This is a genomic window from Mycobacterium decipiens, assembly GCF_963853665.1.
Taxonomy (GTDB): Bacteria; Actinomycetota; Actinomycetes; order Mycobacteriales; family Mycobacteriaceae; genus Mycobacterium; species Mycobacterium decipiens.
The window spans coordinates 2,739,229-2,760,297 of sequence record NZ_OY970459.1 but is presented as its reverse complement, the minus strand read 5'-3'; the positions used below and the strand labels follow the sequence as shown (position 1 = coordinate 2,760,297).

Here is a 21,069-nt window from a genome sequence, read left to right as displayed (position 1 = left end):
AACGAACCATAACCCCGGCGGTCGGCCTCCGGTAGGCAGCTTTGGCGGCTCAAGCGCAAGAGTTCACTTGTGGCAGGGCGGTGTTGGGTGAGTGCACTGCCACAATCGCGCCATGCCGGATAGCTCGCGAGCCGACGGAATGCAGGTGGTGGCCGGTTCCGTTGACGATTCTGGGATCGCCGGACTGCTCGCCTTTGCGGTGGGTGACGGTGCTGAGCGGCTTGACCAGGCTATTCAGCAATACCGCGACGACCCCACCCTGAGGCTACTCGTCGCTGTGACCGAGCAATAATCGCTACGAGCTTGCTGAAGGCCTTGCGTCGACTGATTCCAGCCGGGTTTGGATCGTCGCGGAAACCGATGCCGAGGCTGTTGGCTTCTACCGATCAAATGGATTCGGGATTGAGCTCCTAGGTGAGAAATATTCTGGTGTAGAACGGTTTCGGGTCACGCTCGCGCCCGCTTGCTGACTACCGTTCCTTGGTGATCAACTTCCGCAGCGCAATGCGATCGGGTGTCAGCAAGTCGGCGATGCGCGGGTGGTTCACCTCGGCGACGATGATCTCGCCCACCTCCTGATTGACTTCGCTGAATATGCCGTGGGATTTCATCTTCGAAGTCTGATAGAGGTTGTCGTCGGTTGGCGTGACGTAGTGCACCGCGTCGGCCTTGAAGCGATGGACGAGCCACAAGTGAATCAAGGTCATCAACCGCTTCTGACGCAACGCTTCACCAAACGTGTTCTGGTCGCGCACCAAGAGGATGGTGCGGCCACGCCGGTCTTGGATCGGTTGGAAGATCACGTTGGCGAGCTTCTCCCCGCCTTCGCCGTAGATGCCGAGTTCGAGTACCTCCGAGCCGGCGCGCTGGGGCCGAAGCTGCACGCGCAGTTTGTCTTTGAGCTGGTAGTGGCCGCTCCACATGGCCAGCCATTCCTCCAACAGCTTGCGCGGCACCTCGGTTTGAACCAGGTGCTGGTGCTGGGTCGAGCCCTTGCCCATCGCCTTGGTCGTGGCCGTGCGCCCGGACGAGGCGGCCAGTGCCGCATCGCTACGTGGTCCGCCCACCAGGGTTTGCGGCGTACGGTAGGGCGACTCGACCAACCGCATCTTGCGCTGCAACCGGGCCAGCGCCAACATGCCGTCCTGTCGCAGCGCCGTGGCGAACTCCTCGGCCGCGACACCGTCGATCTGGTGTCCGCCGTAGGTGATGAAGTTGAAGACGAAGCCCATCTTGCCCAGCTCCTCGGGGAACCGCTTCATCTCCTCGTCGGTCATGCCGGTGGTGTCCCAGTTGAACGAGGGCGAAAGGTTGTAAGCCAGCATCTGGTCTGGGAACTCCGCATGGATCGCCTCGGCGAACTGCCGGGCGTCGGCGAGATCAGCGGTCTTGGTCTCCATCCAGAGGATATCGGCGAACGGTGCCGCGGCCAGCGACTTGGCGATCGCATACGGAATACCGCCCCGGACCTGGTAGTAGCCTTCTGGTGTCGTTGCCAGCTCGCAGTCCCAGCCGGGGTCGGCGCCCAACTCCTTTGCCTTTTCCCTGGCGGCGTAGAGCGACGCCCGGCCCGCAAACACTCGCCACTCCTGCGGGCTGATGCCGATTGGTTCGCCCTCTCGCACACCGAATTCGAGCACCTCCGCCACCGCTTCGCCGTAGGTCATTAGCCCGGCGTCGTCCTCCCAGGCGGCCACGAACCGCGACTCGACCTGGTCGAAAAGGTCGTCGATCGATTGCTGCCCGTTCTCCCGCCAGGTATTGACGGCGTCGGAGACCAGGCCCAGGATCCCTTGGCGCTCAAGCCATGCGCCGGCGGCCGAGTACTCGCCGTCGGCAAGCGCGTAGAGAAGATGGCCGTTCAGTTCTTTGACGCCCAGTTCGTAGAAGCGCCGCAGCAATGCCAGGAAGCAGGATTTGTAAGAAGGAACGTTGAGGTTGGTGGCGCCAAGGAGGAACGGCTGATCGCGCTCGTCGGCGCGGCTATCGATCAGGTTGGCTGCCTCGGCATCGGTGCGCGCGACGATGATGCCGGGTACCCGCATGACGTCAAGCTGGAAGCGGGCGGCGTTGAGGCGCTTGATCTGTTCGTCCGATGGCACCAGAACCTTGCCACCCTGATGGCCGCACTTCTTGGTGCCCGGGCGCTGGTCCTCGATGTGGTATCCCGGCACCCCCACCTCCACGAAGCGGCGGATCAGGTTGCGTACGTGCGGGTCACCGCCGTGTCCGGTGTCGGCGTCAGCGATGATGAACGGGCGGAAATCGTAAGACGGGGCCGCGGCGCGTTGGCGTTCGCTCATGTGCAGGCGCTGGTACTCCTGGTTGCGGTCGGCGGTGAGCAGGGCGCGTACCAGTACCGCGGCGTCGTCGGGCACTTGACTCAGCGGGTAGCTGGCGAGGTCGGGCCCGGGATCTTCGGTGGTGGAGCCCTTGGCTGAAGTTGCCCAACCACCCAGGTAGATCGCCTCGATGCCCATCCGCTTCATGCTCACCGCCTGCCCCGGCGAGTAGGGCCCGAACGTGGTGATGCTCTTTCGCGCGGCAAAAAGCTCCCGCAAGCGCTCGTAGAAAGCCGCCGCAGCCTCTCGTGCCACGATGTAGTCGGTGGGGATCGTGCCACGTTGCTGCACAACTTGACGGGCCGTGTAGAGCCGAATGATCCCGGCAAAGCGCGAGCTGTCGAAGTATCGCTGCGCGGCGGCTAGGCGTTTGTCAAGGTCTTCTTCGAACGGTGTGTGGACCTCAGTGTCCGTTTCGGCGGTGGCCATGGCCCTACGCTCCTCTGCAGTCCCGATTCACCTGACGGACAGAGTGTATCCCCGCACGGGTGAGCTGGATCACTGGCCAACGGTCCCCAAAATCAGCTACGCCACTCGATCGTTTCGGGGTTAACGTCATGGCATGGCACCAAGGAATCCGCGGCGAACCAGCCGCACACCGAACAGTGGACTCAGTCCAGTGATTGATCGACTTGGTCCGCGCCTGCGCGCCGAGTTCGAAGAGTTGCAGAAGTCGGAGCGCAAAATCCTTGCCGCCTTGGCGAAACCGGAAATCGCCCGGCGGTTCGCCGCCGACCCGCAGGCCACCTTGGCCGAACTGAAAATCGATGTGCCGCCGATCATCAAGCAGCGCCTCAAGTCGGCCTCGTTGACCGGTGATGCCCCGGACTTGCACCGGCCCCGGTCGTTTCGGCTGCCGAACGGGCAGGTTCTCACCGCCAACGTGAACATCCGCTTCACCGGCGCCCCCAACGTGACCAGAGGTGGTGTGTCCGATGGCCGGTGAGCAGACCCACGGCTACGACCTCGTCGTCGAGTTCGCCGAACAGGCGTATCAGCAGTTGCTCAGCGTGGTGTTCGATACCGGGGGCTTTCTGCTGGGCACCATCCTGGGTGGCCTCGGCATCCAGCTCGACCCGGCCACCCCGTTTTCGGTTACGGTCGCCTTCGACCGGCCTAGCGGCCTGCCGCCCGCTGCCACCGACGTGGTCGACATCCGCGTGCTGCTTGGCGAGGCGGGTGCACTCGGGTCGCTGCGCATCGTCGCCAGCGTGGATGTGGACGCCACCACCAACGGAATCGACCTGGTGCGAATCAATCTGGAGCAGAAGCTGTGGTTGACCGAGATCGCCGTTGCGGGGTTTCCGATCCCGGGTCTGGATGGGCTGTTCGCCGCGTTCCTGCGGCAGAACGTGAAACTGATCCCGCTGGTGCCCTTCCCGGTCGACCGTGCCACCACCGCCACCACCCAGATGAAGAACGCCGACGTGCATATCGTCGACGACACCGCACCGGCCGACAAGGATGCCTCCGCGTTTCTGGTTACGTTCGGCGGCGGAAGTCCCGGTAACAAGGCGGCGTTCACGCAGAGCTTCATCTCCGGTGGCGGCAACGGGGGCATCGTCGCGTCGATGGGCTGGATCTGCCGGGTCATCAGTCCGATGATCGACAACTCGCTGCAACTTGACGGCGCGTTCACCAACTGCAGGCTCACCCGCACTGTCCGCATCGACGAGGACAACGAGGTGGACCTGACCGGTCTGTCGATCAGCGCAGGCGACGACGGGGCGCTGCACGTTCAGGTCAAGATCGCCAAGTCTGGATTCTGCTATTCGGCCACCGGCACGGTCGGGGCGAAAATCACCATCGCGGTCGCCAGCGGCCAGCTGGTCGTGGACGTCGATGCGGACGATCCCACCGTCGACGTCGACATTCCCTGGTACTGCTGGGTGGCGGGCGCGGTAATCGGGGCGCTGCTTGGCGCGCTTCTCCCGACCGTCGTCGGTGTGATTATCGGCGCGGTGCTGATCCCGCTCATCATGTACATCGCCGAAGAGGTGATCGAGGGCACCATCAACAGCGTCGCCGCCCATATCGCTGACGCGCTCAACCAGCTTCTGATCCCGGTTAACGTCCCAGCGGTGGGCTTCAACCTGATCTTCAGCGACGCCTTCATCGACGACGTGCAGATCGGGTGCCGGGTTCGGCCTATCGACACCGCGCCGGTGCGGGCCGCCGGGACAGTTGTCGTGCCAAACGGTGCGGCGTTTGACCTTGACAGCGGTCGAGTTGGCGCCCGCGACATGCCCAGTGGGGACCTCACGGTACGCGGCGGCGCGTTTAACCGCACGGTGCAGGCGGTGTGCGGTGCCCGCTGGGCCCGCACCGGCCTGCGTGATTTCGACGGCCTTTACCGCGCGGCGGTGTACGGCTACTCCTATGACGCGCCCAACCCGATTCCGCTGGACGACCTGGCCAGCATCGATCCGTTCGGTTTCCTGAGCGGCAATCCGTTCAAGGAATCGCTGCGGATCTACGGTGTGCGCACCAACGAAGGTAGATGGGCGGCCGTCCAGGCCATTGACGTGCGTCTCGACAACATCCGGTTCCGCTACATCACCTGGGAAAAGGCGGTTGCTGCAGTCCAGATCGTGGGTGACTTTACCTGTCCACCAGGAATTTTCGGTACATTCGGAGAGCTCGCCAAGCCCGGTTCTGCGGTGTTCGTGCCGTCACCCGCACTGCGGGCCGGCCGGGGCGAAGTTACGACGGGAATCGGCGCAACCGGTGTGCAACCCGATCCGTGTGGCCAGATGCGCGAGGCGGTCCGCGCCATGGTCCCCGCTCCGGCGTCGGCCAGAGATGTCGATGCCGTGAAAGAGGCCATTCGCGCGTTACCGCTTATCGACCGGCGCCTCGGCACGTTCGTCGGACCCATCGTGCGGCCGAGGCGTCCGCAGGGCCGATTCGATGCGATTACAAGCGGTTTCGGGCCGGACCAGAAGGCCAACTGGCAACTCAACGGCGACGAACTTGCCGGGACCAGCGGCCAGCAAGACCTCGGTGGTGGTGCGGTCGCGCACTATCAGATCGACGGAACCACCCTGTTGCTGACGGTCGCAACGAACGAGCCCGTCGAGATGCTGCTATCGGTCACCGTCGTCGACGAGGCCGCGCACGCGGCCTCGGCTCAGCGGTGCCTTCACTACGAGCCGCGATGCACCAGCCGAGGCCGCCTGACCCCGACGTGGCGCGACTATCGGAGGGCGTGGTCGACGAACTTTGGTGTGGTCGAGGTTCTCGCGCCGGCGCCGGTGATCGGCTGACGAAACCCGCCGCGATGACTCACCCGCAGCTAGGGTCGGTGTCGTGGTGACCCAGTTGCGCTTTGACCTTTGGTTTCTCCCGCTTTGCGTGCCGCTCGGGCTTGGCCCCAAGAACAGCGAGTTGCGGGTCGAAGTGGGGAGCCTTCACATAAAGATGGGATGGGCGTTTGCCGCCGACATCCCCTTGACATCGATCACGAAGGCGGAAGCCACCAACGCCCGCGTCTACGCGGCCGGAGTGCACTTTGGCTTTGGCCGCTGGCTGGTCAACGGGTCGCGTACGGGCTTGGTCGCGTTGACGATCGATCCGCCCGCGCAGGCCAAGATGTGGAAGAAGTCGATGGCGGTGCGGGAATTGTGGGTCAGCGTGACCGACCCGGATGCCCTCGTCGCCGCCTGCACGGCCAAGTAGCTCGCGTTCAGCGAGGCTCGCGGTCGGCACGCTTTCGCAACCAATCGCGCTGCCGACGGACGAACTCCGCGTCGACGACCTTCCCGTGGCCCGGCACGTAGACGGCGTCGGGTCCGCCGATCGCGAGTACCCGATCCAGCGTTGCCGGCCAGGCCGCCAAATCCGAATCGGCATCGATATAGGGGTCGGCTGACTCCTCGACAAGATCACCGGTGAAGACCACCACCGGACCATGTTCATGGGCGGGGGCGGGTGCCACCACGACTAGGTCTGCTGTGGTGTGACCGCTACCGGGGCGGGTGATGGTGACGGTGCGATCTCCGAGATCGATTATCGTGTCGTAGGTCCCGTGCTGCGGTGGCTTCAGGGCGGCGATCGCGCGGTCGACCTCACCGGCGTCCGCGCCGTAGCTCAGCGCGTGTTCGCGGAGCTGGTCGGTAGCCGACGACAGGTATTCGACAACCTCGGGTGCGCAGAACACCTCCGCTTCCTCGAACACCGAGGAACCCAGCACGTGGTCGAAATGCTTGTGCGTCAACACAATATGCGTTACCGGGCGACCACCAATCTGCTTTACGTCGGCAGCGATCGCGGCGGCTTCGTCGAGCGTGGTACCGGTGTCGACGAGCAGTGTCCCGGTGCGGCCCGGTATCAGACCGATGGTGACGTCACAGAACGGCAGCCGGCAACGATGCACGTTGCCCGCTAGCTGCTCCCACACGTAGTGCACAAGGAGCAAGGTAGCGAACCCCGGGCCGTTGTGCCCGGTTGCTGGTCCGGCATTCTGTAGTCCAGCTCGCGGCACTTCGACGAGTCCCGACAAGGAGGAACCAATGCGCGCAGTCGTCATCACCAAACATGGCGACCCATCGGTCTTGCAGGTGCAGCAGCGACCCGACCCGCCACCACCGGGCGCGGGCCAGCTGCAGGTCGCCGTACGCGCGGCAGGGGTGAACTTCGCCGACCATCTCGCCCGCGTCGGTCTGTATCCGGACGCGCCGAAGCTTCCGGCGGTGGTCGGTTACGAAGTCGCTGGGACCGTGGAGGCCGTCGGTGACGGGGTCGATCCGAACCGGGTCGGCGAACGCGTCCTGGCCGGTACGCGATTCGGTGGCTACGCCGAGATCGTCAACGTCACGGCCACCGATTCGGTGGTGCTGCCCGATGCGCTGAGCTTCGAGCAGGGTGCCGCGGTCCCGGTGAACTACGCGACCGCCTGGGCGGCGATTCACGGCTACGGGTCGTTGCGCGCCGGTGAGCGGGTGCTGGTTCACGCCGCGGCTGGTGGTGTCGGCATCGCGGCGGTCCAGTTCGCGAAAGCCGCGAAGGCCGAAGTGCATGGCACCGCATCGCCGGGAAAGCACCAGAAGCTGGCCGAGTTCGGTGTGGACCGTGCGATCGACTACCGCCGCGACGGCTGGTGGAAGGGATTGGGCCCGTATGACCTCGTGCTCGACGCGCTCGGCGGCACTTCGCTGCGGCGGTCCTACGATCTGTTGCGTCCGGGCGGAAGGCTGGTCGGTTACGGGATTTCAAATATGCAGCAGGGCGAGAAGCGATCGTTGCGCCGGGTGATACCGCACGCGTTGTCAATGCTGCGCGGTTTCAACCTAATGGACCAGCTCTCGGACTCGAAAACCGTGATCGGTCTGAACATGCTGCGATTGTGGGACGACCGCGGCACGCTTGAGCCCTGGATCACGCCGCTGACCAAGGCGCTCGCCGACGGGACGATCTCGCCGGTAGTTCATGCGGCCGTGCCGTTCGCCGAAGCTCCTGAGGCACACCGGATTCTGGCTGCGCGGGCGAATGTCGGCAAGGTCGTATTGGTGCCGGAGTCCTAGCCGCATTGGCGTTGGTCGAAATGCTGGCTTCTCCAATCATGCTTAGCGACAATGATCTATATGGAATCGACAATGGCACGGGCGCTGCACCGAATCGCGTTGGCCGTGGTGGCCGTGGCGCTCCCCGTGACGTTGGTTGGCTACGCCGGCGACAGCGACAGTCGAACCGCGGCGCCGCTCGCGCTGAAACTGTCGGCGGTCGGCCGGACCATGCCGGAAGCGCCTAACGGCGATGCAATGACGATCACCAGTCCGGCATTCGCCGACGGTGCGCCGATCCCGGAACAGTACACATGCAAAGGAGCCAATATCGCGCCGCCGTTGACCTGGTCGGCGCCATCGGGCGGCGCTCTCGTTGTTGATGATCCGGACGCACCCCGGGAACCGTACGTGCACTGGATCGTGATCGGAATTGCCCCTGGCTCGGGCAGCACCGCGGATGGTGAGACGCCTGATGGCGCATTCAGCCTGCCGAACTCCAGCGGTCAGACCGCATACTCCGGCCCCTGCCCGGCGGCGGGCAGCGGAACACACCACTACCGGTTTACCCTCTACCATCTTCCTGCCGTGCCCCCGCTTGCGGGGCTGGCTGGAACACAAGCGGCGCTGGCGATAGCGCAGGCCGCCACGGCGCAGGCCAGGCTCATCGGAACATTCGAAGGCTGATACAGCGGCATGCGGCGATCTGGCGGGCCGCAACCAGACGCACGTGAGATCGGTTGTGCAGGAACGTGTTCAGCTGCGAGGGGAACATGCGTCCGGAGCAGTTCGAGCAGCGTTTCGATCCGGTGGCTGCGCTGTACCCCTGCCTGCCCCGACTCGCCACCGCAGAAACGGATAGACTTGACTGATTCCAGAAAAGGGAGTCATATTGTCTAGTGTGTCCTCGATATCGGACTACGCCGAGCAGCTACGGACGGCTGATTTGCGCGTGACCCGCCCGCGCGTCGCGGTCCTGGACGCAGTAAATGCGCATCCGCACGCCGACACGGAAACGATCTTTGGCGCCGTGCGCGCCGTCCTGCCCGAGGTATCCCGGCAAGCCGTGTACGACGTGCTGCATGCCCTAACCGCGGCGGGCTTGGTACGAAGGATCCAGCCGTCGGGGTCCGTCGCGCGCTACGAATCCAGGGTCGGCGACAACCACCATCACATCGTTTGCCGATCGTGCGGCGTTATCGCAGACGTCGACTGTGCTGTTGGCGAGGCACCCTGTCTGACGGCCTCAGACCATAACGGCTTCCTGCTGGACGAGGCCGAGGTTATCTACTGGGGGCGATGCCCTGATTGCTCGATATCAGACGATTCCCGATCACACCCGTGATCACAGCCCGATACACCCACTCCTGGAAGGAATGTTGAAATGCCTCAGGAACACCCACCCATTGCCGAGGCCAACACCGAAGCCGCGCCCAGCGGTTGCCCCGTCATGAAGTACCCGGTCGAGGGCGGCGGGAACCGTGACTGGTGGCCAAACCAACTCAACCTGAAGATGCTGCATCAGAACCCCGCCGTCGCCGACCCGATGGGAGCGGCGTATGACTACGCCGCGGAGGTCGCGACCATCGATGTGGACGCGCTAACGCGGGACGTCGAGGAGGTGATGACGACCTCGCAACCCTGGTGGCCCGCCGACTACGGCCACTACGGGCCGTTGTTCATCCGAATGGCGTGGCACGCCGCGGGCACCTACCGCATCCACGATGGCCGCGGCGGTGCCGGGGCCGGCATGCAGCGGTTCGCGCCGCTCAACAGCTGGCCCGACAACGCCAGCCTGGACAAGGCGCGTCGGCTGCTGTGGCCGGTGAAGAAGAAGTACGGCAAGCAGCTCTCATGGGCCGACCTGATCGTCTTCGCCGGCAATTGCGCGCTGGAATCGATGGGTTTCAAGACGTTCGGATTCGGCTTCGGCCGGGTCGACCAGTGGGAGCCCGACGAGGTCTACTGGGGCAAGGAGACCACCTGGCTTGGCGACGAGCGTTACAGCGGCAAGCGGGATCTCGAAAACCCGCTGGCCGCGGTGCAGATGGGGCTGATCTACGTGAACCCGGAGGGCCCGAATGGCAACCCTGACCCAATGGCCGCGGCGGTCGACATCCGCGAGACATTCGGCCGCATGGCGATGAACGACGTCGAAACGGCCGCGTTGATCGTCGGCGGACACACCTTCGGTAAGACCCACGGCGCCGGCGACGCCGAGCTCGTCGGCCCGGAGCCCGAGGCCGCTCCGCTGGAGCAGATGGGCCTGGGCTGGAAGAGTTCCTTCGGTACCGGGGTGGGTAAGGACGCGATCACCAGTGGCCTTGAGGTGGTCTGGACGAACACGCCGACGAAGTGGGACAACAGCTTCCTCGAGATCCTGTACGGCTACGAGTGGGAGTTGTCGAAGAGTCCCGCGGGTGCTCATCAGTGGGTTCCAAAGGACGGCGCGGGCGCGGGGACCATCCCCGACCCCTTCGACCCGTCGTCCAAGCGCTCCCCGACGATGCTGACCACCGACCTCTCGCTGCGGGTTGACCCGATCTATGAGCGGATCACCCGACGCTGGCTGGAGCACCCCCAGGAGTTGGCCGACGAGTTCGCCAGGGCCTGGTACAAGCTGATCCACCGCGACATGGGGCCGGTCGCCCGCTATCTCGGGCCGCTGGTCCCGTCGGAGACACTGCTGTGGCAGGACCCGATCCCGGCCGTCACCCACGACCTCGTCGGGGCCGCCGAAATCGCAGCGCTGAAGAGCCAGATCTTGGCGTCGGGATTGACTGTCTCGCAACTGGTTTCCACGGCATGGGCGGCGGCGTCGTCGTTCCGTGGCAGCGACAAGCGTGGCGGTGCCAACGGCGGTCGTATCCGCCTGCAGCCGCAAGCCGGGTGGGAGGTCAACCAACCTGACGAGCTGGCCCAGGTGGTGCGGACCCTGGAGCGGATCCAGGAATCGTTCAACTCCTCGGCGTCGGGCAACACGAAGGTATCGTTCGCCGATCTCGTTGTGCTGGGCGGCTGCGCCGCCATCGAGAAAGCGGCAAAGGCGGCCGGGCAGGACATCACGGTGCCGTTCACCCCGGGCCGAGCGGATGCCACACAGGAGCACACCGATGTGGAGTCCTTCGCCGTGCTCGAGCCGAAGGCGGACGGCTTCCGCAACTACCTCGGAAAGGCCAACCCGTTGCCGGCCGAGTTCATGCTGCTCGACAAGGCGAACCTGCTTACTCTGAGTGCACCTGAGCTGACGGTTCTGGTCGGTGGCCTGCGAGTCCTCGGCGCGAACTACCAGCAGTCGGCACTGGGCGTGTTCACCCAAGCCCCCGAGTCACTGACGAACGATTTCTTCGTGAATCTGCTTGACATGGGCACGACGTGGGCGCCGTCGGCGGCGGACGACGGGACCTATGAAGGCAGGGACCAAACCGGTGCGGTGAAGTGGACCGCCAGCCGCGTCGACCTGGTCTTCGGGGCCAATTCGGAGCTGCGGGCGCTCGCCGAGGTGTACGGTGCCGATGACGCGCGGCAGAAGTTCGTAGGGGACTTCGTCGCCGCATGGACCAAGGTGATGAACCTCGATCGGTTCGACGTGCGCTGATTCGGGTGAGCGGCGCTACCCGCCGATCACCCACAACCCGCTGCGGCACCCCGCGAGCTGACCCGCTCGCGGGGTGCTCGTGTTTGTCCGGCGCGAGTTGATGTCAGACCCTGCGTGCTCTGTTCGGTGACTCGCTGACTCCCGGTATGCGGATCACCCTCCCTGCCGGCCCTGTTGTCGAAACGGTCGAGGTGACACATCCGGACGCGCATTTGTGCTGTGCGATCGCAATCTTTGGCGACAAGGTAACGGCCTTGCAGTTGGTGTGGGCAGACCGGCGTGGTCGCTGGCCATCGGCGGCGGACTTCGACGACGGTCGCGGCACGCAGCCGGTGCTCGGGATGCGAGCCGCCAGACGGTCAGCCTGACCTGCGCTCGTAAAGGCGTTGCCGGACATCGATTTTAGTGACAGCATGGGGCGCAGGCAGGGCGAGGAGGTGGTCGACATGGCCAGCGGACCCGAAGTCCTTGTTCCCCTTGATTCGTTGGTTGTCGACGTGCTCAGCGACAACGTCAGCGACACATATGTGACCAAAACGCCGTTCGCGCGCTCCGAGATCGCGAATGTGGTAGCGGCTGGCGCCGCGGTGATTTCGGGCCAGAACATGCTGGTCGCGAACCTGGGCTATGGCCTGCGGCTCCGGTCGACGGCCAGGTCGGTTGAGCACGTGATGTTGTTCGACACCGGCACCGAGGGCGCCGCGTTTCTGCGCAACTGCGGCAACCTCGACATTGATCTGGGCACCATTGAGGAAATCGCGATCACGCACGGGCACTGGGACCACATGGGTGCCCTGATCGACGCGATCGACGCGATCGTCGCGCGGGGCGGCTCGGTGACGGTTCACGTCAACCCGCTGATGTTCGCCGAACGTGGTGTGGTGCTGGCCAACGGACAAGTCATCCCGACCGCGAAAGTCCCGACGCCCGACCAGATGCGCACGCACGGGGCGCTGGTGGTCAATGATCCCGGCGAACGGTGGTTGCTCGACAACCACTTCTACTACAGCGGAGAGATTCCCCGGGCGTGCCCGTTTGAGACGGGTCGCTCGGACCACCTTCGCCGGCCGGCCGACGACGCAGACTGGGAACCCGATCCGTCGCTTGTGGACGAGCGAATGCTGGTAGCCGAAGTGCGTGGCCTCGGATTGATCGTCTTTAGCGCGTGTTCGCACGCCGGCATCGTCAACGTGTGCACGGAGGTGGCGAGCCGCTTCCCGGACATCCCGATACACGCGGTCATGGGCGGTTTGCACCTGGGCGGTGTGATGGAGGAGATTATCGGTGACACGGTGGAAGCTTTGGCGCCGTTCGGGATTCGCCACATCATCGCCGGACACTGCACGGGCTGGCGCGCCGTGCATGCGCTCGCAGGCGCATATGGGGACCGAATAAGCCAATCCGCGGTGGGAACGCGCTATTGTTTCCAGGCCGAGTGAGCTCCGGATCCCGCTGGGCCCCAGTAGGCTGTTGTTCTATGCGCGTGAAGCCAACCGCACCTATTGCCGCACGATTTGCCGTCGCCGGCCTGATCATCGCGGGCTGCGCGGGATCTGTGGGCGCCGCCGGTGCCGATCCGGAGCCGGCACCGGGACCGAAGACGACAATGGATAGCGACGGCACCTATGCGGTGGGGATTGACATCGCACCCGGCACATACAGCTCCGCTGGGCCCGTTGGCGATGGCACCTGCTATTGGAAGCGGATGGGTAACCCCGATGGCGCGCTCATCGACAACGCTCTCAGCAAGAAACCGCAGGTAGTAACGATCGAGGCGACCGACAAGGCATTCAAGACCCACGGCTGCCAGCCCTGGCAGAACACGGGCGGCGAAGGTGGTGCACCGGCTGAACTCCCCGGACCTGCCGCAGAAGCGCAACTACAAAACGAACTCGCCATCCTCAACGGGCTACTCGGACCGACCGGAGGGCGAGTGCCCCAGCCCTGACCCATGCTGTCTTCGGTTACGGTCCTGCTGTGGCAAAAGGTGAGCAACAGGTCGTCGTGATTGGGGCAGGCGTCAGCGGGCTGACGTCGGCCGTATGCCTGGCAGAGGCGGGGTGGCCGGTGCGGGTGTGGGCGGCCGCACCGCCGCTGCAGACCACTTCGGCGGTGGCGGGTGCGGTCTGGGGACCACGGCTGAGGGAGCCCGTTGCCAAGGTACGCGCGTGGACCGAACAATCACTGCACGAGTTTCGCGACCTGGCCAATGATCCCACCACCGGGGTGCGCATGACGCCGGCGCTGACCGTCGGGAAGTTGCCCAATGCCGACGCGGCATCGCTGCAGGTCGAGCTCATCCCCGAGCTGCGGACAGCCGGCGCGGCCGACATCCCGGCGGGCTTCCAGTCCGGGTTTCACGCAACGATGCCGATGATCGACATGCCCCAATATCTCGACTACCTGACACAGCGATTGGCCGCTGCCGGCTGCGAAATCGAGATGCACCCCGTCCGGTCGCTGACGGAGCCGGCCGATGCCGCACCGATAGTGGTCAACTGTGCCGGTCTCGGCGCCCGCGAGCTGGTGGGTGATGAGACGGTGCTGCCGATGTTCGGCCAGCACGTGGTCCTCACCAACCCTGGCCTGGGGCACCTGTTTATGGAACGCAGCAGCTGCACGGAATGGATCTGCTATTTCCCGCACCCGCGGCGGGTGGTCTGCGGGGGCATAAGCATTCCCGGCAGGTGGGATACCACGCCAGATCCGGTGGTGACCGAGCGGATCCTGCGGGACTGCCAGCGGATCGAGCCACGGCTCGGCGAGGCCGAGCTGATCGAAACGATTACCGGGCTGCGACCCGATCGGCCGTCGGTGCGAGTGGAGGCCGAGCCGCTTGGGCCAGCGCGGTGCATCCACAACTACGGTCACGGGGGCGACGGAGTGACGTTGTCGTGGGGGTGCGCTCGTGAGGTAGCGCGTCTGGTCGCCGCACTATGACGGCCGCCTAGCGGCAAGCGCTCAATGGCCGCTAGGCGGTGGCGACAACGCGGCCTCGACTGTCGAATACATCGGCAACAAGCGGCGCAGTCCGCAGGCGGCAATCGTGCGGGCCACGATCGGTTGGCTGCCCACCAGCCGCAGATTCACCCCGCGACGGCGACACCGCACCGACTCCTGGGCCAAGACAGCGTACCCACACGACCCCATGAAATCGAGGTCACGAATGTCGATGACGAATGGACCCGGTGCGATGGCAATGGCGGCGCTCTTGCTCACCAAACGTTGCCAAACGACCTCGTTACTGGCGTCAATGTCGCCGCCGACGTGAACGACCACCGCCGAGCCGGTGCACTCGGTAACCGCGCGTAGGCCGCTGTGCGGGTCACTGGGTTGCGAACTCGGCCGCGTGCTCGAAGGACCGGCAAACGATCCGATTGCGACAGTGTGCATTTTTTGCAATATCCCGTCGTCGTGTTTTGTTTTAGGTACTGCGGTCCGGCGTGTTGGAGGGCGGGAGGTCAGCGTCGTCAAGCTGAAGACAGCGCGCCTGTCTTTGACGAGGTTGGCAGGCAGTGCTAGTAAGCATATGTGCAACTTGCCCTGACAACATAGGATGTCCCACCAAATTTTGTGGCTTCGGGTTAGCGACCCCTCGGCTCGTCGATTGTGGATCGAGGAAAGTGAACGCCGTCAGCTGCGCGTCGCTCGCGGGTCCCAGCAACATCGTGTTGCCAAATGCGATGGCCCCCGGTGGCAGGCGCGCTGGCCCGGTGTGGGGCGTCGCTCCCCTGGGGCGACGGCGATTTAGGGGCGAGTGACGCGGCGGAAGTCGCGAGTCAACAGGGACAGCATCCAGCTAACGATCGACAACAAGATTGCTGCCCAGATTGCGGTCCACCAGAAGTTCTCGATGTGCAATCCCCAGTGGGTGGTGTTCGCTGTGATCCGAGCGGTAATCCAGAGCATCAACGCGTTAACGACGATGTGAAATAGACCAAGAGTCAGGATGTACAGCGGGATCGACAGGATCTGCACGATGGGTTTGATGAATGCATTGACCAGACCGAAAATTACCCCCACGACGAAGATGATGCCGATCCGCTGCAAGGCCGTATCGCCGCCCACAAACCGCAACCCGGCGACGAAAAATGTGACCACCCACAATGCGAACCCGGTCAATGCGGCCCGCACCAGAAAAGGCACCATTGCCCGATCCTGCCACGTGACGGCCTAGCCGCTTCAGGCCAGGCCGTAGCAGCGCTGCACATTCAACCCGCCGATCTTTTCGCGCGATCCTTCGCCGATGTCGGTGCGGGTGCGCAGCTGCTTGGTGCTTTCGGGCCACTCGCCGTCCCAATGTGGATAGTCGCTGGCGAACATGATGAAGTCATCGCCGAGCACGTCGATCACGCCGGGCAGAATGGACTCGTCGGGCTCACAGGTCACCCAGATGTTGCCCGCCCGCAGGTAGTCGTGCGGATCGCGGCGCCAGCCGCGCTCGATCCAATCCCCCCGCTTCTCGTAGTGCTCGTGCAGGCGATCGAGAAAGAATGGAACCCACCCCGCGCCGGCCTCAAGGAACGCGACCCGCAGCGGCGAACTCGGGATTCACCAGGCGCTGATGAGCAGTTGACATCGGGTGCCGTGGTTAGGCCGTGCTCGGGCGGGCAACCCGCGCCGGGGCCTTGGTCCTCCGGGTAGTTGCGGCCTTCGATTGTCAGGCGCGGCCGCCTGTCGGTGCTGAGCCGCACCTGGTTCGGCCAGCGATTGACTGCTTCGAGGGCCAGCGATGGGTTCTCGGCGACGTGTCCATCGGCGTCGATGATTCGCATGTACCCCGAACTTGCTCGGGAAGCGTCCGCCGGTAGCGCTACCACTACGGCTGCCCTTTGATCCCGTCTACGCCGATCAGCAGCCCGCCGGTGCCGCCAGTGCCGGCGGTACCGACGGAACCGGGGGTACCGCCGCCTATACCTCCGTTACCTCCGTTACCGCCGTTACCGATCAGCAAAGTGGTGCCGCCGTCGCCGCCGTTACCGCCGGTGCTGCCCACGACGGCTACAGCATCCCCGCCCGCACCGCCACCACCTCCGTTGCCGATCAGCCCGGCCCTGCCGCCGGTCCCGCCGGCCCCGCCCTTGCCGACCGCGTCGAACCCACCGGACCCGCCGGCGCCGCCGTTTCCGCCGGCGCCAAAGAGCAGGCCGGCGTTGCCGCCGACGCCCCCGGACCCACCGTCAGTGCCGCTGCTGCCGCCATCGCCGCCGTTACCACCGACGCCGTAGAGCAAGCCGGCGTGGCCGCCGACCCCGCCGTCGCCGCCAGTGTTCTTGCCGGCCCCGCCGGTCCCGCCGGCCCCGCCGCTACCGAACAACCCTCCAGCTCCGCCGGCCCCGCCAGCTCCGCCGACGTTGGGGCTGCCGTTACCTCCGGCACCGCCGGCCCCGCCGGCGCCGAACAGCCCGCCGCCATCGCCGCCGGCCCCACCGTTACCGCCGTCAATCCCGCCGGCCCCGCCAGCCCCGCCGGCCCCGCCGTTACCGAAAAACCCACCGGCCCCAGCAGTAGCTCCATCACCGCCGGTAGTCTCTCCGGAGCCGCCGGCACCGCCGTCGCCGCCGGTTCCGGACAGCAGGCCGGCGCGGCCGCCGACCCCGCCGGCTCCACCGACGGCGGACGTTTCCGCGCCCAGCCCGCCAGCGCCTCCGGCGCCCCCGGAACCGAACAGCCCGCCCGCCCCGCCGGCACCGCCGGTACCGCCGACGACATTGTCACTGACCCCGCCGATACCCCCGGCGCCGCCCGCGCCGAATAGCCCGCCGGGTCCGCCGGCCCCGCCGGCCCCACCATCGGCTCCGGCGCCACGACTTGTGCCGCCGGCCCCGCCGTTGCCACCGTTCCCCTGCAGCCATCCTCCAGGGCCGCCAGCACCGCCGGCCCCACCGGCCCCAGCGTTATCGGCCCCGCCGGCCCCACCATGCCCGCCGTGCCCGATCAACCCCGCAGCACCGCCGGCTCCGCCGTCCTGCCCAGACGCACCGGACCCGCCGGCCCCGCCGTTACCGAGCAACCAACCCCCCGGCGCCCCGTCAGCCCCCGTACCTGGAGCCCCGTTCGTGCCGTTGCCGATCAACGGGCGCCCAGAGAACGCGACAGACTGCGCATTGACCGCGCCAAGCACGCCTTGCAGCGGCGAAACACTAGCGGCTTCGGCGCTGGCATAGGCGCCGGCGCCGGCGGCCAACGACTGCACAAACTGGGCATGAAACGCCGCCGCCTGCGCACTGAGCTGCTGATAAGCCTGGGCGTGCCAGGAAAACAACGCCGCGATCGCGGCCGACACCTGATCACCGCCGGCGGCCAAGATCACCGTCGTCGAAGCCGACGCGGCCGCATTGGCCTCATTCACCACCGAGCCGATCCCCGCCAACTCGGTGGCCGCTGTCCGCACCATCTCAGGTGCGGCGATCACAAACGCCATCACAAACTCCCACACATCGAGGCCGCCCGGTCAGTGCCGGACATATCACCCAAAGAAGATTGAATACTCAAAATAGAACGTCTCGGTCTTTGTGTTTGAGTTAATGAGCAAGATCCGGTTGAAATTGCCGAGCCGCTGCCACGGCGAATAGTGCGTTGCCGGCCGGCAAAGTGGCGTGAGCTAGCTGGGTTCCGGGTCGCTCAGCGTGCGGCGCAGCAGGTGCATCGCCACCGTCGTTGAGCGCTCACGGATGTCGGACCGGTTCCCGGGTAGCGGCACGGTCCGGGTGACAGTCCGGCCATCGTCCAGCATGACGGTGAAACAGACTGTCCCCACCGGCTTTTCCGCCGTTCCCCCGCTCGGACCGGCGATTCCGGTGATCGCGACGGCGGTGTCCGCACCGAAGCGGTGCAGTGCGCCCGTCGCCATTGCTTGGGCGACCGGCTCGGAAACCGCCCCGTGCGCCTCGAGTAACACCGGGTCGACGCCGAGTAGCTGTGTTTTCGCCCCGTTGGAGTAGGCCACCACGCCACCCGCCATGTACTCAGACGCCCCGGGCCGATCGGTGAGCCGTGCCGCCAGCATCCCTGCGGTGCAGGATTCCGCAGTCGCTATCCGACGGCCGGTCAGCAATTCTGCGACCAGATCGTCTACCCGCGAACCGTTTTCGGAATAGAGCTGTGGGCCGTGTCGCTCGCGCAGCAGCCGCGTCAGCTGCGTGTACGCCTGCGTGGCGTCCGGCTCGTAGCGGGTGACCATTTCAATCTCCCCACGCCGCAGGCAGGTTGTGATTTCGAGTGCGTCGTAGCCTGGGATGGAAGCCTGGGCGCTACGAAGTGTCTCGGCCAGACCCGACTCGGGCAGCCCGAACATCCGCATGGTTTCCTGCCGGTAGATCGCTCGGCCGGCGATCGCCTCCCGAGCCGCTGAGGTATCGATTGCCTTGCGCCACATGGGCTGCAGCTCGCGTGGCGGCCCCGGCAGCACCATCACCGCTGGCTTGCCGGGAACAACGACACCTGGCGCAGTACCCACCGGATCGATCACCTGCGACCCGGCGGGGACCATGGCCTGTTTGCGGTTGGCGGCTCGCACCGAGTCGAAAGTGCCGGGATCAAAAACGGAACTGGCGCGCGACATCAGGGACCTGAGGATGTTGGCGATCCTCATCTCGACCTCGTCGTCCAACACCAGCTCGCGCCCGCAGAAACGCGCCACAACTTCGACGGTCATGTCATCGGCCGTCGGCCCCAAGCCGCCGCTGGTCACGATCAGGTCCACGCCCTGTTCGGCCATGAATCGCAACTGCGCCTCGATGTCGGCCGGACGGTCGCCGCAGATCGTGACGTGCGCCAGCTCGACTCCGAGTTCCAGGAGCCGATCGGCGATCCACGGGCCGTTGCGGTCTTGGACCCGCCCAGTCAGGACTTCGGTTCCGGTGACCACGATGCCCGCGCGTGCGCTCATCGCCATGAGCCTACGCATGAACTAGCCTGAGGCCGTGGCGCAGGCTCCGCGGACTCGCTACGCCAGGTGCGGCGATATCGACATCGCCTATCAGGTGCTTGGGGACGGTCCGCCGGATCTGCTGGTGTTGCCGGGGCCATTCGTCCCCATCGATTCGATTGATGATGAGCCCTCGCTGTACCGCTTCCATCGCCGTCTTGCGTCGTTCAGCAGGGTGATCCGGTTCGACCACCGTGGGGTCGGGCTCTCGTCACGGATGGCCTCGATGACCATGCTGGGGCCGAAGTTCTGGGCCGAGGACGCGATCGCGGTGATGGACGCGGTGAGATGCGAGCAGGCGACGATCTTTGCGCCCAACTTCCACGCGATGAACGGACTGGTTCTTGCCGCCGACTACTCCGAGCGGGTGCGTAGCCTGATCGTCGTCAACGGCTCGGCACGTGCGATGTGGGCACCGGACTATCCGGTCGGCGCCAAAGCCCATCGGGTTAACCCATTCCTGACCGTGGCGCTGGAACCGGATGCCATGGAGCAGGGGTTCGACGTGCTCGGCATCGTTGCGCCCAGTGTCGCCCGCGATGACGTGTTCCGGGCGTGGTGGGATCTCGCTGGCAACCGTGCCGGACCGCCGAGTATGGCGCGTGCCGTCTCGCAGGTCATGGCCGAGGCGGACGTACGAGATGCGTTGGGGCGCATCAAGGCTCGAACGCTAATTCTGCATCGCGCCGGTTCGGCCTACATCCCGGTTGGACACGGTCGTTACCTCGCCGAGCACATCGCCGGAGCGCGGATGGTGGAGCTACCGGGGGCGGATGTCCTGTACTGGGTCGGCGATACCGCGGCGTTGCTCGACGAGGTCGAGGAGTTCATCACCGGCGTGCGTGGCTTCGTCACCGAGCGCGTGCTCACCACGATCGTGTTCACCGACATCGTCGGCTCTACCCAGCGTGCCGCCGCGCTCGGCGACGGGCGGTGGCGTGACCTGCTGGACAACCACGACGCCATCGTGCGCCACGAAATCCAGCGATTCGGCGGTCGCGAAGTCAACACCGCCGGTGACGGATTCGTCGCGACGTTCACCGGCCCGAGTGCCGCGATCGGGTGCGCCGACGAGATCGTCGACGCGGTCCGGGTGCTGGGTATCGAGGTCCGGGTCGGTATTCATGCGGGCGAGGTCGAGGTGCGCGGCGCTGATGTCGCCGGCATGGCGGTGCACATCGGTGCGCGGGTGGCGGCACTGGCCGAGGCCAGCGAGGTGCTGGTGTCCTCGACGGTCCGCGATATCGTCACCGGCTCGCGGCACAGGTTCACCGAACGCGGGGAACGCGAACTCAAAGGAATGCCAGGTCGGTGGCGCCTGTACGCGCTCGTCCGAGAGCCTGCGACTAGCGGGTCCTAGCGACCGGGCTGGCCAGGCTGACCGGGCTGGCCAGGCTGACCGGGCTGACCGGGCTGACCGGGGGTTCCGCCGGGGCCGGGCGCCCCGCCCGCGCCACCCTCGCCTCCCTCGCCGGGCTGGCCGCCGAGACCGGGCGCGCCGCCCCTACCTCCTGCGCCGCCCTTACCTCCGGCGCCGCCCTTACCTCCGGCGCCGCCCCTACCTCCGGCGCCGCCCCGGCCTCCGGCGCCGCCAGGCCCGCCAGGGGCGGTGGTGTCAGCGCGGTCGTCGTCCAAGTTGGACTCGTCGCCAGCCTGGTGAATCATCGGTCTGCCTCCCTTGCGCCACCAAATCGCCCG

General features: G+C 65.8%; 20 protein-coding genes and 1 pseudogene. 13 read left to right on the top strand and 8 right to left on the bottom strand.

Going from position 1 to position 21,069, the window contains the following annotated elements; genetic code table 11:
• The first annotated feature begins 112 nt into the window (after window positions 1-112).
• A complete protein-coding gene (locus AADZ55_RS12310) occupies window positions 113-292 on the top strand; it encodes a hypothetical protein (protein WP_085327421.1) in 180 nt (59 codons plus the stop codon).
• Window positions 293-470: 178 nt separating this feature from the next.
• Here the strand turns inward: AADZ55_RS12310 and aceA are convergent, their stop codons facing one another.
• Window positions 471-2,771 carry an isocitrate lyase ICL2 gene (gene aceA, locus AADZ55_RS12305; RefSeq protein WP_085327420.1) on the bottom strand — a complete coding sequence of 767 codons (2,301 nt, stop codon included), beginning with the start codon at window positions 2,769-2,771 and terminating at the stop codon, window positions 471-473.
• Between the two features lie 190 nt (window positions 2,772-2,961).
• Between aceA and AADZ55_RS12300 the strand changes: the two genes are divergently transcribed.
• The 3 genes from AADZ55_RS12300 to AADZ55_RS12290 are packed head-to-tail and all read left to right on the top strand — an operon-like array spanning window position 2,962 to window position 6,020.
• Window positions 2,962-3,288, top strand: a complete 327-nt coding sequence (locus AADZ55_RS12300; protein WP_085327419.1) for a hypothetical protein — start codon at window positions 2,962-2,964, stop codon at window positions 3,286-3,288.
• Window positions 3,278-5,608, top strand: coding sequence for a hypothetical protein (locus AADZ55_RS12295; protein ID WP_085327418.1), 2,331 nt, complete (start codon window positions 3,278-3,280; stop codon window positions 5,606-5,608). Before AADZ55_RS12300 ends, AADZ55_RS12295 begins: the two co-directional genes overlap by 11 nt.
• A 43-nt stretch (window positions 5,609-5,651) precedes the next feature.
• Window positions 5,652-6,020 carry a hypothetical protein gene (locus AADZ55_RS12290; protein WP_085327417.1) on the top strand — a complete coding sequence of 123 codons (369 nt, stop codon included), beginning with the start codon at window positions 5,652-5,654 and terminating at the stop codon, window positions 6,018-6,020.
• 7 nt (window positions 6,021-6,027) lie between these two features.
• Here AADZ55_RS12290 and AADZ55_RS12285 read toward each other — a convergent pair whose 3' ends face one another.
• Window positions 6,028-6,750: an MBL fold metallo-hydrolase gene (locus tag AADZ55_RS12285; protein WP_085327416.1), complete on the bottom strand. Its 723-nt coding sequence runs from the start codon at window positions 6,748-6,750 to the stop codon at window positions 6,028-6,030.
• A 103-nt stretch (window positions 6,751-6,853) separates the two neighbouring features.
• On the opposite strand from AADZ55_RS12285, the gene AADZ55_RS12280 reads away from it, so the two are divergent.
• The 8 genes from AADZ55_RS12280 to AADZ55_RS12245 all read left to right on the top strand — a co-directional run bounded on the left by AADZ55_RS12280 (window position 6,854) and on the right by AADZ55_RS12245 (window position 14,381).
• Complete coding sequence (locus AADZ55_RS12280) at window positions 6,854-7,864, top strand: synaptic vesicle VAT-1 family membrane protein (RefSeq protein ID WP_085327415.1); 1,011 nt, start codon at window positions 6,854-6,856, stop codon at window positions 7,862-7,864.
• Window positions 7,865-7,936: 72 nt separating this feature from the next.
• On the top strand, window positions 7,937-8,530 hold the full coding sequence (locus AADZ55_RS12275) for a YbhB/YbcL family Raf kinase inhibitor-like protein (protein WP_085327428.1): 594 nt from the start codon (window positions 7,937-7,939) through the stop codon (window positions 8,528-8,530).
• A 214-nt stretch (window positions 8,531-8,744) separates the two neighbouring features.
• The gene (locus AADZ55_RS12270) at window positions 8,745-9,188 is read left to right on the top strand and encodes a Fur family transcriptional regulator (protein WP_119185097.1); all 444 of its coding nucleotides are present in this window, start codon (window positions 8,745-8,747) and stop codon (window positions 9,186-9,188) included.
• A 39-nt stretch (window positions 9,189-9,227) separates the two neighbouring features.
• Entirely contained in the window at window positions 9,228-11,441 is a 2,214-nt protein-coding gene (gene katG / locus AADZ55_RS12265) for a catalase/peroxidase HPI (protein WP_085327413.1), read from the top strand.
• 146 nt (window positions 11,442-11,587) lie between these two features.
• Window positions 11,588-11,809, top strand: coding sequence for a DUF4262 domain-containing protein (locus tag AADZ55_RS12260; RefSeq protein WP_242670368.1), 222 nt, complete (start codon window positions 11,588-11,590; stop codon window positions 11,807-11,809).
• A 45-nt stretch (window positions 11,810-11,854) separates the two neighbouring features.
• Window positions 11,855-12,880 (top strand): MBL fold metallo-hydrolase, encoded by a 1,026-nt coding sequence (locus tag AADZ55_RS12255; RefSeq protein WP_085327412.1) that lies wholly within the window; start codon window positions 11,855-11,857, stop codon window positions 12,878-12,880.
• Between the two features lie 38 nt (window positions 12,881-12,918).
• A complete protein-coding gene (locus AADZ55_RS12250) occupies window positions 12,919-13,389 on the top strand; it encodes a hypothetical protein (RefSeq protein WP_085327411.1) in 471 nt (156 codons plus the stop codon).
• A gap of 29 nt (window positions 13,390-13,418) precedes the next feature.
• Entirely contained in the window at window positions 13,419-14,381 is a 963-nt protein-coding gene (locus AADZ55_RS12245) for an FAD-dependent oxidoreductase (protein ID WP_085327410.1), read from the top strand.
• Window positions 14,382-14,402: 21 nt separating this feature from the next.
• Here AADZ55_RS12245 and AADZ55_RS12240 read toward each other — a convergent pair whose 3' ends face one another.
• The 5 genes and pseudogenes from AADZ55_RS12240 to AADZ55_RS12220 form a co-directional block, all read right to left on the bottom strand.
• A complete protein-coding gene (locus AADZ55_RS12240; protein ID WP_085327409.1) occupies window positions 14,403-14,834 on the bottom strand; it encodes an anti-sigma factor antagonist in 432 nt (143 codons plus the stop codon).
• A gap of 354 nt (window positions 14,835-15,188) precedes the next feature.
• On the bottom strand, window positions 15,189-15,590 hold the full coding sequence (locus AADZ55_RS12235) for a phage holin family protein (protein WP_085327408.1): 402 nt from the start codon (window positions 15,588-15,590) through the stop codon (window positions 15,189-15,191).
• Between the two features lie 33 nt (window positions 15,591-15,623).
• Window positions 15,624-16,216: pseudogene (locus tag AADZ55_RS12230) on the bottom strand (amidohydrolase family protein).
• A gap of 44 nt (window positions 16,217-16,260) precedes the next feature.
• Entirely contained in the window at window positions 16,261-17,865 is a 1,605-nt protein-coding gene (locus AADZ55_RS12225; protein ID WP_341286189.1) for a PE family protein, read from the bottom strand.
• A 180-nt stretch (window positions 17,866-18,045) separates the two neighbouring features.
• Entirely contained in the window at window positions 18,046-19,338 is a 1,293-nt protein-coding gene (locus AADZ55_RS12220) for a competence/damage-inducible protein A (RefSeq protein ID WP_085325972.1), read from the bottom strand.
• A 28-nt stretch (window positions 19,339-19,366) separates the two neighbouring features.
• Between AADZ55_RS12220 and AADZ55_RS12215 the strand changes: the two genes are divergently transcribed.
• Entirely contained in the window at window positions 19,367-20,731 is a 1,365-nt protein-coding gene (locus tag AADZ55_RS12215; RefSeq protein ID WP_085325974.1) for an adenylate/guanylate cyclase domain-containing protein, read from the top strand.
• On the opposite strand, the gene AADZ55_RS12210 is transcribed toward AADZ55_RS12215, so the two are convergent.
• Window positions 20,728-21,036: a hypothetical protein gene (locus tag AADZ55_RS12210; RefSeq protein WP_207569117.1), complete on the bottom strand. Its 309-nt coding sequence runs from the start codon at window positions 21,034-21,036 to the stop codon at window positions 20,728-20,730. The genes AADZ55_RS12215 and AADZ55_RS12210 overlap by 4 nt on opposite strands.
• Window positions 21,037-21,069 lie beyond the last annotated feature (33 nt).